Below are 12626 nucleotides of genomic sequence, written 5' to 3'. Positions count from 1 at the left end.
GTGTTGTGTCGTGTCGGTACTTGTTGCCTGAGGGATTCGTCAACCTCATCAGAGTAGGCGAAGAGGTTAGGGAAGGACAGGTGTGTGGTAGTAACTTCTGGACGGCGAATCGAAAACGCCGGGGCGAATGGGCGGGCCCCACCGACCGTTCGCGGTTGGCCGCGGAACGGCGGCCGCTACGACGCGGAGGCGAACACATGGGAGAACACGGGTTCACCGGCGGAACGGCGCTGGTGGACGTGGGTGAACTGTCGTTGCGCGACCTGGAGGGTATCGGCGGTTCGGCGATAGCCGAGGCGCTGCGTACGGTGCTCGACCCCGGAGAAGCGGGCGCCGAGGTCGTGGCCGGGTTCGTCAACGACCCCGAGTAGGACCGTTCGGTGGCGACACGTCGTCGGTGCGGCGAAAAGGACACAGGAATGTCACCGGGGCTCGAAACCGTGCCCTGACCCGTGACACCATGGACAGCGCTCCTCACACAGGTGCTGTCTCCATTCTCGCTGGCCGGGAGCTGCTTCATGACACGAGCCGCCATCGTCCACGCGCACGGACCGTTCGTCGGGGCGCGGCCCTTCCGTGCCCAGGACCGGCGACACTTTCTCGGCCGCCGTTCCGAGACCGAGGAACTGGTGCGTTCCTGGGGCCGCCACCGGCTCACCGTCCTCCACGGGGACAACGGGGTGGGGAAGACCTCCCTGGTCGGAGCCGGTGCGCTGCCCGCGCTCACCGATCGGGGAAGCACCGTCCTCCCCCTGGGCGAGCTCCGCTTCGACCCGGGCTTCCCCGCCGCGATACTCCCCGGTCAGAACCCCTACAGCCGGGCGCTGCTGGCGTTGTGGAGCCCCTCGGACTTCCCCACGCACGGGCCGGGCACCTCGATCACCGACTACCTGCGCACCCACGAGAGCACCGACCGGCAGGGCCTGCCCCGGCCGGTCTTCGCCGTCCTGGACCAGACCGAACTCCTGCTGCGGCGTTCGGCCGCGCCCGAGCCCGTGCGCAGGGACTTCCTCGACGAACTGTTCACCGCCGTGGAGCACCGCCCCGACCTGCACCTGCTGCTGACCGTGCGCACGCAGCACCTCGACGAACTCCGGCGCCTGGTGGAGAAGCGGGAGGTCGACCACGCCGAGGTGGGGCTGGCGCCGTTCGCCCCGGGCACCGCCGCCGAGGTGGTGACGCGCTCCCTGACCCTGGCCGGTTCGCGTACCGCCGCCCGGGACTCCGGCCGACTCGTCGAGCAGGCCCGCGCCGCGCGCGAGGAGGGGAGCCGCGCCGGTGCCCGCGGCGACACCGTCGAGCCCGCCCTCCTCCAGGTCCTGGGACAGGCGCTCTGGGAGGAGGCCAGCGGGTCCGGAAACGCCCTGGTGCCGGACTCCGACGCCGAGGTCGACCGCGTCCTCACCGCGTACCTGTCGGGGGTTCTGGCCCGGGTGGCACACGAGCACCTGGTGTCCCCGGAGGTCCCGCACGCCTGGCTGCGCGCGGTGGCCGAGGCCGGGCCCCGGGGCGTGGGCCGTCCCGCCTGTGAGGATCCGGACGGCGAGCTCACCCCCGGGGTGGTCCACGCCCTGGAGGACCGCCACCTGGTCACCGCGAACCGGGACGGTTCCGCCTACCTGTTACGCCATCCGAGGCTGGCGCGCCCCCTGGCGGCGCTGTCCCCGTTCCCCCGAACGCCCGACGACCAGGGCGAGCCGAGCCCCCTGGACGCCGCCCGCGTCGCCCACACCCGAGGGGAGACGGCCCTGGCGGCCGAGCAGGCGCGTCGGGGCCTGAGCTCGCGACCGGCGCCGGGACCGAGGGAGCGCGCGCTGCTCACGGCGCTCCTGGGCGACCTCGCTTTCGAGCGCGGCGACCACCGTGCGGCGGCCGGACACTACGCGGACGCCGCACGGCAACGGGAGGCGGTCGGTGACGGGGCGGCGGTCTCGCGCCTGCTGGTGGCCGAGGCGCGCAACCGCCTGATGCTCGGAGAGCGGTCGGCGGGCCTCACGGGCCTGGCGGCGGCCGAGGGGCGCGTGCACGCCGACCCCAGCCTGCGCACCGGGATCGGGCAGGTGCTCTGGCTCGCGGGGCAGGGGAGTTCCGCCCTGGACGTCCTGGAGGGCGCCATGGTGGGCGGCGGCGGGATCACCGAGGCGCGGCGCACGCGCGGTGAGATCCGGGCCGAACAGCGGGGCGTCGCCAAGGGAGGAACGAGTTGAGCCTGTTCGACTCCACCGTGCTGGTCGCCCTGATCACCGGTGTCATCACCGCCGTCAGCACCCTGGGGGCCACGGCCCTGTCGGGGCACCGGGCCGCCCAGGTCGAGCGGTGGCGCGCCGAGCACGCCCTGGAGCGGGAGCGGGAGCTGCGCGACCACGAGAGGGGGCTGGCCCGGGAGCGGGAGGTGCGCACCCGGTTGGAGGAGGTGCGCGGCAGCGTGCTGCGGCTCGACATCGGCATGCGCAGCATCGCGCAGATCCGCCTGCACGGTCCGTCCCGGCAGGGCGGCGACGACCTGTCCGAACTCGTGCGCCAGGCCCGGACGGACATCTTCGAGGCGGTGATCGCGGTGGAGCGTATGCGCGACGTCCTCTCACCGGACGGCCAGGACCGGGTCGACGCCCTCCGCGACGCGGTGGACGAGGCCCTCAACCACGTCCAGGCGCGTACCGACCGGAGCGCTGAGCAGGTGCACCGGGATTTGGCCTCGGGTCTTCGGGCTCTGGCCGAGGCGGTTCCGGCGGAGTGGGTGCTGGAGGCGGTGGCCCCCGTCGTACGGTCCGGGGGCGCGGCCGGTTCCTTCGCGGTGCCGTTCGAGGATGACCCGAGCGCAGAACAAGAGCCAGGGTGAACGCGAGGGTGAGCGTTCCGACGGCGGCGCACACGAGAAGGACGGTGCCGTGCACGCCGAGTGACTCCAGCGCGTAGCCGCCGCACAGCATGCCCACGGGCAGGGCGCCGCCGCTGAGGAAGCGCACGGTGCCGGTGAGGCGCCCCAGGTACTCGGGGGGGACGTGGGTGGTGTGGTACGTGGCCACGGTGACGTTCATGTGCGCGCCGACGAACCCGATGCCGCCCCAGACCACGGGCAGCGCCGCCAGGAGCCAGGTCGGCCCGGCCCGCTCGGCCACGACCAGTAGCAGGGTCAGGGCCAGCCACGCCCACAGGCAGAGCACCACCATCCGGGTGGGGGTGAGCCTGCGGACCAGGACCGGGGCGAGCAGGGCGCCGAGCAGCCCCCCGGCGCCGGTGGCGGCGAGCACCACGCCCAGCAGGAAGGCGGACAGCTCCTCGTCGGTGGCGGTCATCATGATGATCAGCCAGACCGACTGGAACAGCGCGTTGGTGATGGTGCACACGAGCAGCGACCGGAGCAGGAAGCGGTCCGAGCGCAGCAGCAGGAACCCCCCGGCCAGATCCCGGACGACACCGTGCCGGGGGCCGGAGCGCCGCGACGCGGTCCTGGTCCGGGGCAGCAGCCAGGCCGCCCACAGCCCCAGGGCGGAGACGACGGTGTCGAAGAGCGCGGGCAGCCCGTGCGCCACCCCGTACAGGGCGCCGCCGAGGGGGCGGCCGATCATCTGGGTGGCGTCGGTGCGGGCCTCGTTCTTGGCGGCAGCGCCGGCCAGCTCGTCCCGGGGCACGAGCAGGGGCACCGCCGCCGCCCCCGCCGTGGCGTGCAGTGTGCCGCACACGCCGTGCAGGGCCGAGGCGACGGCGAGCAGGACGACGGGCGCGTCGAACACCAGGACCGGGCCGACGAACAGGACGACGCAGGCGACACGGGTGGCCAGGCCGACGACCATGACGGTGCGCGGGTCGTGGCGGTCCACCACGAGGCCGACGGGTATGTGCAGGACGGTGCGGGGCACCATCCCGGCCGCGGCGATCCAACCGGCCAGGACGGGAGACCCGGTGTGGAACAGGGCCAGGAGGGGGACGGCCAGACCGAAGGTCATGGTCCCGAGGCTGGCCAGCGCCACACTGCTCCACAGCAACGCGAAATGGCGTCGCCAACGTCCGGTGTCTCGAGTCGGAAAGGTCTCCCCAACACGGGGTTCCGTTGTTGACATCGTTCTCAATGCAGATGGAAAACGTGGGTGCCGAAAAACCCCGCAAGGTGCACCGGGGTGACAAATCCGAATGCGGCAGGCCCTGTGGTGTAGGGCGTGTGCTGACCCGATCGGCGTGGTCCACGCGGTTCTGAAGGTCCCGGGTCATGCTATCCGGAAAAGCGCGTCCCTTAGGCCTGTTGGTGTTCAACATGAGTGTCTGGGTCGCAAGTGTCAACAGGGGAAAGGGTGATTGGACGTTTTATACCGTTTTCTCCGATTGACCTCAACTCTGGTTGAGGGCGCACACTGCTCGGGAACCCGAGCCGAGGAGTACCGTGCCCCACCCCGAGCCCTTCCTGCCCGCCCCCGCACACCTGCGCCCGCGCCTGGCCGACGACCGCAACGTCTGGCTGTGCACACTGCGCGCCGACGGATCGCCCCACGTGGTCCCGGTGTGGTTCGTCCACCTCCGGGAGCGCTGGTGGATCGGGGTGTCCACCGCCTCCGTCAAGGCCCGCAACGCCCTACGCGACCCGAGGGTGTCCCTCGCCCTGGAGGACGGGGACGCCCCCGTGGTCGTCCAGGGGCGGGCCGTCCTCCACGACCACTTCCCGGAGGACGTGCTGGCGGCCTTCCGCGACCGCTACGACTGGGACCCGCGCACGCCCTACGGCGGGGACCCGCGCCGCTCCCTCCTGGAGGTGGGCGTCACCCGGTGGCTCATGGCCGGAACCGCCCCCGAGACCACCCCGACCCCCGGCTAGCCGGTCTCCAGCCGGGCCACCCGGTGGGCCTCGGTCGGATCGGGGCACTCCCAACGCCGGACCAGCCGTTCCACCGCCGCTGGCGGCACCGGTGCGGACCTGCGGCCCATCCGCTCGCGCAGCACCCGGGGCGGCGCCTCCAGCGCCACGATCTCCACCCGGGCCCGGTAGTCCGCGGCCAGGGACACCGACCTCCCGCGCAGGTCGCGCGAGACGTTGGTGGCGTTCCAGACGAACGACCGGCCGGCGCGCAGGTGCTCGCGGGCGCGCTCGGTGGCGGCCGCGGCCACCGGACGCTGGTCGGCGGTGGGCCGCACGCCCAGTTCCGCGCGGAGCGCGTCCAGGCTCACCACCGGCACGTCCGGGCGGTTCGCCCTGATCCAGTGGTCCTTGCCCGCGCCGGGCAGGCCGGACATCACCGTCACGGTCAGCCGCGTGTCGTCGTGGGCGGCGTAGTCCGGGTCGCGGTCGGGTCTGCGGAAGAACCAGAACCGCGCGTGGTCGGACGGGAAGGCGCGCGGTACGTCCAGGCAGCGCTGCTCGGCGCAGTACTCGGCGTACAGCCCGACGTTCTCCAGGACCTCCGAGGCGTCTCCGCAGTGGCGTCCGAGGATGTCGGCGGTGGCCAACAGCACCAGGTCGTCGTTGCGGGCCAGCAGGCTGGCGCGGAACGCGATCCGGCGCAGGTCCGGGCGTTCCAGGGCCCAGAAGGGCACCTGGTGGTGGCGGACCAGCGCCGCGACGTGCTCACGCCACTCGACCGGTGCCCCGGCCTCCCAGAGGATCCGGCGTGCCAGCAGGTCACCGCCTCGCGAGTGCCCGTGGGCGGTCACCCGGCCGTCCTCGTCGCGCCGGGTGCACAGGGGCTTGGCCACGTCGTGCAGGAGCACCGCCGCGAAGAGCCGGACCCGTTCCCCGACGGGCCGGGCGCGCCACTCGGGCAGATCCGCGAGGGCCTCGCACGCCATGCGGGTGTGCACCTCCACGTCCCCCTCGGCGTGGTGGACCGGGTCCTGCTCGACCCCGGCGAGGTCCCGCACCCACGTGAAGGCCTCGCGTACCCGGCCCCAGTCCAGGTCCCAGTGCGGCGGCGCGGGGCAGAGCTCATCGAACGGCCGCATACAGCACCTCCGGGTCGGCCAGGGCGTTGGCGATCAGCGGCCGGTCGAGCCAGTGCGTGCCCGCGTCCAGGATCGCGGAGGTGAACTCCGACCGCACCCACTTGTACCGGTCGACCGTGTGGTCGCCCTCCTCGACCTTGACGTACAACCCCTCCATGAGGTCGGAGCCGTCCGTCTCCGCCAGGGCCCGTTCCGGGTCGGCGCCACCGGCCCTGGCGGCGTCGGCCAGGGCGCCGCGCCACGCGGGGGTCCGGCACGTGGAGGCCCCCACCAGCGAGGTCAGTTCCCCGAGTGAGGCCAGGGGGCCCTCGTGCAGCACCGGAACCGACACGACGGGCGTACCGGCCAGGAGCGCGCGTCTTCGTGGAGTGGACAGGAACGTCCCGTCGCGGGTGTCCAGCACGTCGAACTCGCAGAAGTAGTGCGGCAGCGCGTCGTAGAAGACGGTGTGCCGCGCGTACAGCCACTCGCCGTAGAGCACGTACCGGTCGCCCAACCGGGGCCACAGCACGGGCGCCACCGCCGCCGCCCAGGCCTTGAACGGGGCGAACTGCCGTTCCCGGGGGCCGCCGGTCAGGTAGTGGCCGCGGCTCTGGAGCCGCAGCCGACCGTCAAGCCCGAAGCTGATCCCGGCGTTGGCGCCGTCCAGCTTCTCCTCCACGACCAGGTGCCGTCCGGCCAGGTGCGCGAACGGCTCGGCCGACAGGTCGTGGTCACCGTGTTGGAGCCGCGACCCGCGGATGTGCCGGGTGCGGGGGTACTTGCGAAGCATGTGACGGTTGTACACACCGGACGGACTCCGGGGCCAGCGGTTTTCCCGCCCGAGCGCTCAGGCCAGCCTGGTGCGGCTGCCCAGGGAGGCGGCGTCGGCGGCGGCGCGCCCCTCGTACCAGCCCTCGGCGCTGGAGGGGCCCCGGACCCGGGAGGAGGTCAGCGCGCCGAAGGCCTCGTCCACGGCGGCCTCCACGGCCTTCTCCCGGGCGGCGAACACCGGGACGAGGTCGGTGCCGGTCTCGGCGGTGACGGCCTCCTCGGCGGCGCGCGCCGACTCGGACAGCCGCTCGCCCACCCGCACCGCGAACGCGGACATGAACGACGCCCGGAAGTCCTTGCGCGCCCCGCGCCCGGACCGGTCCCGCCTCGCGCCGCTCACCCGCATCGCGGCCTCGGCCTGGACCAGCAGCGACGTGTACAGCAGGTCCACCGCCTCGACGTCGCCGGGGAACCCCATCACCGTGCTCAGCCCCAGCTCGCGGTGCCAGACGGCGCGGCAGTGGTTGGCCTCCGCGACCTCGTTGAGCAGCACGGCCCGGTGCTCGTCGTAGGGGGAGTCCACCGGGAGCCTGCGGGCCGAGGCGGCCTCGGGCTCCTCGGGGTCCTGCGCCACCAGGGCGAGGTCGATGCTGTGCCGCGCCATCATCTCCTGGGCCCGCGCGGTCAGCGCCTCCGCCTCCTGCGGGAACTCGGTGGACTCGGCCTTGGCCAGCAGCGCGCGCACGCGCTGGAGCCGTCCCCGGTCCACCGGAGCCGAGGTGTTCACGCCCGGCCGGAAGGTTCCCGGCGGCGGGCCCAGCCGACGCATCGGCGGCAGCACGCGCAACACGGCCAGGAGCCGGAGCACCACCTCGACCGCCTCGAACCTCAGCAGGCCGTGCTCGGCGCCCAACCGGGTCAGGTGCTGGTCACCCGATGCCGGGGCGGTCGCACCCAGGGCACGCACCTGCTCGGTCCAGCGGGGGTCCACCGTGGCGGCGGAGTGGCGTTCGAGATCGGCGGTGACGGCCTCCGCGCACACGGCCGCGGCCAGCGGCCCGGACTCGCGGGACACGTGCCGGACCGTCTCCGTGGGCTGCCAGCCGCGCGCCCAGGCGTCGGCGACCGCGAAGAGGAGGGTGTCGAGGAGCGCGCGGCCCGCCGCACCCGCCCACGCCGGGTCCTCGGCGTCGGCCAGCCGGGCCGACGCGAGGTCGACCCCACCGCCCTCCTGCCCGCGCACGAGCGCCTCGACGGCGCCGGTGACCACCTCCACGGGTGTGTCCGTGGGCCCTGGCCCGGCCCACTCGTCCCCGGCCCACGCGTCGCCGCGTCTGCGGCCCTTCCTGCCCACGGTGGCACTCCCCGTTCGAGAGACTGTCGGGCCCTGCGGCCGTTGCGGCCCCCTTCGGGCCGACTGGCCATCCTACCGGCCTGCGGCTTCGACGGCGGGGTGGGGGATCACACCCCCCGCGCCCTCCGGTTTCCCGCAGGACGTCCGGAGGGGGCGCCCCATGGCGGCGCGGAACCCGGCTGCCTAGCGTCGGTGCCATGCCCATGACAACGACCCTGACCCGCACGGTCGCCTCGACCGCCCTGCTGTTCGCCGTCGCCGTTCCGGCCCCCGCCGGCGCCTCGACCGCGAGCACCGCGGCCGCCACCGCCGAGGCCGTCGACGCGGTCGTGCGCGACCACATGGAGGCCACCGGCGCCCCCGGGGTGGCCGTGGCCGTCACCCACGGTACGGAGACCGTGCGCGCCCGGGGGTACGGCCGTACCGCCACGGGCGACCCGGTGACCGCGCACACCCCCATGGCGATCGCGTCGGCCAGCAAGGCCTTCACCGCGCTGGCGGTCGTGCAGCTGGTCGAGGACGGCGAGATCGGACTCGACGACCCGGTCCGCGCGCACCTTCCCGAGTTCGACCCGGACGACCCCCGCGCGGACGCGGTCACCGTGCGCCAGCTGCTGGACAACACCTCGGGGATGAGCGGCGCGGGGTTCGACGAGTTCGGCCGGGGACGCGTGCCCGACCTGAGGACCGCGGTCGCGGGCATGGACGGGGTGCGGTTCGCGGCGGACCCCGGGACGCGGTACTCGTACCACAACCCGAACTTCCAGGTGGCGGCCCGTCTCGTGGAGGTGGTCAGCGGGCGGTCGTTCGCGGACCGGCTGCACGAGCGGGTCCTGGACCCCCTCGGCATGACCGACAGCACGACCGTCGCCACGGACCTGGACCTGCCCTCCTCCGCGCGCGGCCACCTCATGTTCCTCCGGCGGGGACTCCCGGCCACGGAGGTCCCCTCCTTCGGTGCGGGCTCCGGGGGCGTGCTCAGCACCGCCGACGACATGGCCTCCTGGCTGATCGCCCAGAACAACGGCGGGGCGTCCGCCGACGGCACCCGGATCGCCACTCCGGAGGGCGTCGCCCTCACGCACACGCCCTCACCGGCCACCGGCGGCACCTACGGGCTGGGCTGGTCCGTGGGGACGACACCCTCGGGGGCGCCCCGGATCGAACACGGCGGAGAGCTGTTCACCGCCACCGCCCACCAGGTGCTGCTGCCCGAGTCCGGCCACGGAATCGCCGTCATGGTGAACACCGCCGGGATGGACGCGCACGCCGCCGTGCTCACCGAGGCGCTGGTGGCCCTGATCGAGGAGGGCGGTCCGGAACCGGCGTCGGGTACGCGCGCACCGGTGGTCGACTCGGCCACGCTGGCCCTGGCCGGGGTCGCGGTGTGGCTCGGGGCCCGGGGTGTGCGGCGGTCCGGGACCTGGGCGGCGCGCCGGGCCGGTGCGTCCGGCTGGCGCACCGCGTCGCGCCTGGTCCCGCTGGCCGTGCCCGTGGTGCTCTTCGCGGTGCTGGACCACGCGCTGGGCGTGCTGTACCGGAGCCAGGACCTCACCTGGGGCATCCTCTGGCGCCTGTTCCCCGGCCCCGTCGCCCTGCTCGGCCTCGTGGCCCTGGTGTGCGTCGCGGTCGCGGCGGCACGGCTCGTCCGTCTCCGGCGCGGCCGGTCCGATTCCTCCACCCCTGTCCGGTGAAGGGTGCCGGTGCCCGACGGCGAAAGACGCCCCTTTCCTCCTGGAAGCACCTCGGAAACATCGGCGCCCTAGCGTCGTCCCCACGGCAGCCACCGAGGAGTCTCCATGCGTCAGGGAACCGGGTCCACGGGCGACGACGCGGTCCCGGACGGAGCGGCGGAGGCTCCGCGCTGCCCCCGCACGGGAGAGGCCGCCCCCTCCCTCCACTGGAGCCCGACACCCGGTGCGGAACCTCCCTGGGACCGGCTGCGGTCCCGGCACGGAGGCCTGGTCCCCGTGGAGGTCGCACCCGGCGTCCCCGGCTGGCTCCTGCTCGGCTACAAGGAGAACCTCCGGGTCCTGCGCGACCAGAACCACTTCTCCGCCGACCCCCGCCCCTGGGGAGCCGACGGTGCGCTGCCGATCCGAGGCGCGGCGCTCGCACGCGACGGCGACGAACACCAGCGCCTGCGCCTCCCGATCGTGGACGCGCTGGCCTCCGTGGGCACCCAACGGCTGGTCCCGGTGGTGCAGCGCGCCGCCGTGCGGCTGATCGGCCGGGTCGGGGCGAAGGGCGCGGCCGACCTCGTCGGGCAGTACGCCCTACCCCTGCCCGCACTCGTCCTCAACGAACTCCTCGGACTCCCCGACTCCTACGGGCACCTGCTCGCCGACCTCACCGCCCGCCTGCGCGGCGACGACGCGCGGCGGGCGGCGACGGCGGCACCGGCCGTGCGCGCCTACTTCCGGGGGCTGGTCGCCCGCAAGCGCGCCGAACCCGGGAGTGACGTCACCTCCGTGATCCTGGAGCACCCGCACGGACTGACCGACGACGAGGCGGCCGAGGCACTGCGCCTGCTCTGGGCGACGGGGCTCGAACCCACCACCCACCTCATCGGCAACGCGCTCCGCCTGCTGGTCGGGGACCCCGGAGTGTGGACCGCCTACCTCGGCGGGACGCTCACCCCGGAGGACTTCCTCGACTACGTCATGTGGACCGACCCCCCGGTCAGCGTGCTCGCGGGGCGCTACGCCACGACGGACCTCCGGATCTCGGGGGCCCTGGTCCGGCGGGGGCAACCGCTGCTCTTCGGGTTCGGCGCCGCGCACACGGACCCCTCCGTCTCCGGAGGCACCGGCGCCGCAGTGGACCTGCTGGTCGGGAACCGCGCCCATCTGTCCTGGGGTGCCGGAGCCCACCGCTGCCCGGCCGCGTCGTTCACCCAGGAGTTGGTGCGCACCGCCATCGACACGGCGCTGGACCGGATGAGGGGCATGGTCTCGGCGGTCGGACCCGACGGACCGCGACGACGCGCGTCCCCCGGCGGGCCGGAGGAGCTGCCCGTGCGGTTCGTCCCGACCGGGGAGCCCGAGCCGTCCGCGGAGCCCGAACCCGAGGCGAGGCGCGGAGCCCGGCGCCGGAAGCGCCGCCCCGTCGGCCGGGGCGCCCGCTACCAGGCGCCCTTCGCTGAGAAACCGCACGATCCCGACCCCCTCGAACAGCTCCTGGAGCGCTGGAGCCCCCGGAGCTGAACCCCGGGGGCCGGTGCGATCGGGAGCTCAGTCCCCTTCGGGGTCCACCACGACCAGCTCGGGGTGGACGCCCTCCGGGTCGTCCAGGAGGGGCTGGTCACCGCCGCGCAGGTGGTGGTCGAAGTAGGCGCCGGCGTACGTCCGCACGAGGTCCACCCCGTGCGCCACCGGGAGGGCGCCGAACTGCGCACGCCACTGCTCCGGGGTCATCGTGTCCCGCAGCCCGAGCTGTTCCATGAGCACGCCCCGGTCCAGCGCGGTGGAGTGCCCGGAGTCGGTGACCCGGATCCACTGGCGCCAGCCCGTCAGGCCCGCCCAGCGCTCGTCCCAGCCCTCCCAGGCCTGTCCCTGGCCGTTGGCGAGCAGCGCGAGCGGCTTGTCGATCTCCCCTTCCAGCTGCGCGGGGTAGTAGGGACCGTCCAGGTTGAGTCCGGCGTCCACGCGCTCCTCGGTGACCAACGTCTGGGCGGTGGCCGCCCCGCCCCAGGAGTGGCCCACCATCCCGGTCCGGTCGGTCGCGACCAGCCCGGACCATCGCCAGGCCTCGCCGCCCTCCAACTCGTCCAGGAGGAAGGAGACGTCGTCGGCCCGGTTCACCGCGCCGTCCTCCCACCGTTCGGTCGCGCAGGCGCCGCACCGATCCACGAGTCCGTCGGGGAACTCCACCGGGGCCGCCTCGTGGCGGTGGTCGATCCCGGCCACCGCGAATCCTCGGCTGGCCAGGTCCTCACCGAGCGAGGACATCCAGGTCCGGGACACCCCGGCTCCGGGGGAGAGCACCACGAGGGGCAGGCCCTCGTCGGTACGGACCGGCGGCGCGTCCGCCACGGAGTGGGTGCGCACCCGGGTCAGGGTGTCCGGAGGCAGGTGGTCGAACCCGCTCTGCGCGAGGATCGCCTCGGACTCGGCCCCGGTCAGGTAGGGGGCGGGACGCCCGGCGTCGGTGCGGGCCGGGTACCAGAGCGTCACCATGATCTCCCGGTCACCGCCGAACCACGGGTCCTCGCGGTCGGTGTCCACCAGGTGCAGATCGGTGGTGCCCACGGGGGCGGGGCCGGTGGGTGCGGGCAGGGCGGGGGTGGGCGGGCGGTCCCGTTCGGTCGCGGCGGAGGCCGGACCGGCGGCGAGGGCTCCGCCCACGGCCAGGGCACAGGCCAGGGCCAGGGGCGCGGACCGCCGCCGAGCGGTCCCTGTCGGGGGAGCGGGAACGCGGGTGGAGGAAGTGGAGGGGCGGGGCATCGGGGAACCTTCCCGTCGTGGTCGGTCTGCCATCCCCTGAACACTAGGAAGCGCGGTCCGACGGCACGAGGGTGCACGCCAGCGACTCCGCTGGGGGCGGGCCCGCGGTCCCACGGTGGGGCGGGCACGACCCCGTGCCTCCCCAC

10 protein-coding genes are annotated in these 12626 nt (G+C 74.1%); 5 read left to right on the top strand and 5 right to left on the bottom strand.

From position 1 onward, the window contains the following. Positions 1 to 197 precede the first annotated feature (197 nt). Both fxsA and AC0VYM_RS18215 read left to right on the top strand, forming a co-directional pair. A complete protein-coding gene (fxsA, locus tag AC0VYM_RS18220; RefSeq protein WP_378736865.1) occupies positions 198 to 371 on the top strand; it encodes an FxSxx-COOH cyclophane-containing RiPP peptide in 174 nt (57 codons plus the stop codon). A 147-nt stretch (positions 372 to 518) separates the two neighbouring features. Next, on the top strand, positions 519 to 2207 hold the full coding sequence (locus AC0VYM_RS18215) for an nSTAND1 domain-containing NTPase (RefSeq protein ID WP_475453729.1): 1689 nt from the start codon (positions 519 to 521) through the stop codon (positions 2205 to 2207). A 429-nt stretch (positions 2208 to 2636) separates the two neighbouring features. On the opposite strand, the gene AC0VYM_RS18210 is transcribed toward AC0VYM_RS18215, so the two are convergent. Beyond that, positions 2637 to 3971, bottom strand: a complete 1335-nt coding sequence (locus tag AC0VYM_RS18210) for an MFS transporter (RefSeq protein ID WP_475453727.1) — start codon at positions 3969 to 3971, stop codon at positions 2637 to 2639. A 407-nt stretch (positions 3972 to 4378) separates the two neighbouring features. Here AC0VYM_RS18210 and AC0VYM_RS18205 point away from each other — a divergent pair, with 407 nt between their 5' ends. After that, positions 4379 to 4807, top strand: a complete 429-nt coding sequence (locus tag AC0VYM_RS18205; protein ID WP_475453725.1) for a pyridoxamine 5'-phosphate oxidase family protein — start codon at positions 4379 to 4381, stop codon at positions 4805 to 4807. On the opposite strand, the gene AC0VYM_RS18200 is transcribed toward AC0VYM_RS18205, so the two are convergent. Genes AC0VYM_RS18200 through AC0VYM_RS18190 form a run of 3 tightly spaced genes read right to left on the bottom strand, consistent with a single transcriptional unit; the run spans position 4804 to position 8035 of the window. Beyond that, positions 4804 to 5928, bottom strand: coding sequence for an AAA family ATPase (locus tag AC0VYM_RS18200; protein WP_475453723.1), 1125 nt, complete (start codon positions 5926 to 5928; stop codon positions 4804 to 4806). The genes AC0VYM_RS18205 and AC0VYM_RS18200 overlap by 4 nt on opposite strands. Continuing rightward, on the bottom strand, positions 5912 to 6700 hold the full coding sequence (locus AC0VYM_RS18195; RefSeq protein ID WP_475453721.1) for an RNA ligase family protein: 789 nt from the start codon (positions 6698 to 6700) through the stop codon (positions 5912 to 5914). The genes AC0VYM_RS18200 and AC0VYM_RS18195 overlap by 17 nt, the downstream gene beginning before the upstream one ends. Before the next feature lie 57 nt (positions 6701 to 6757). After that, on the bottom strand, positions 6758 to 8035 hold the full coding sequence (locus AC0VYM_RS18190) for a DUF2786 domain-containing protein (protein WP_475453719.1): 1278 nt from the start codon (positions 8033 to 8035) through the stop codon (positions 6758 to 6760). 197 nt (positions 8036 to 8232) lie between these two features. Here AC0VYM_RS18190 and AC0VYM_RS18185 point away from each other — a divergent pair, with 197 nt between their 5' ends. Next, positions 8233 to 9729: a serine hydrolase domain-containing protein gene (locus tag AC0VYM_RS18185; protein WP_475453717.1), complete on the top strand. Its 1497-nt coding sequence runs from the start codon at positions 8233 to 8235 to the stop codon at positions 9727 to 9729. Between the two features lie 105 nt (positions 9730 to 9834). Further along, positions 9835 to 11241 carry a cytochrome P450 family protein gene (locus tag AC0VYM_RS18180; protein WP_475453715.1) on the top strand — a complete coding sequence of 469 codons (1407 nt, stop codon included), beginning with the start codon at positions 9835 to 9837 and terminating at the stop codon, positions 11239 to 11241. Between the two features lie 27 nt (positions 11242 to 11268). Here AC0VYM_RS18180 and AC0VYM_RS18175 read toward each other — a convergent pair whose 3' ends face one another. Further along, complete coding sequence (locus tag AC0VYM_RS18175) at positions 11269 to 12480, bottom strand: alpha/beta hydrolase family protein (RefSeq protein WP_475453713.1); 1212 nt, start codon at positions 12478 to 12480, stop codon at positions 11269 to 11271. Positions 12481 to 12626: the final 146 nt, after the last annotated feature.

It is taken from the genome of Nocardiopsis sp. iso_237, from assembly GCF_056173345.1.
Note: the sequence above shows the minus strand (reverse complement) of the source record. Positions and strands in the feature narration are given on the sequence as shown.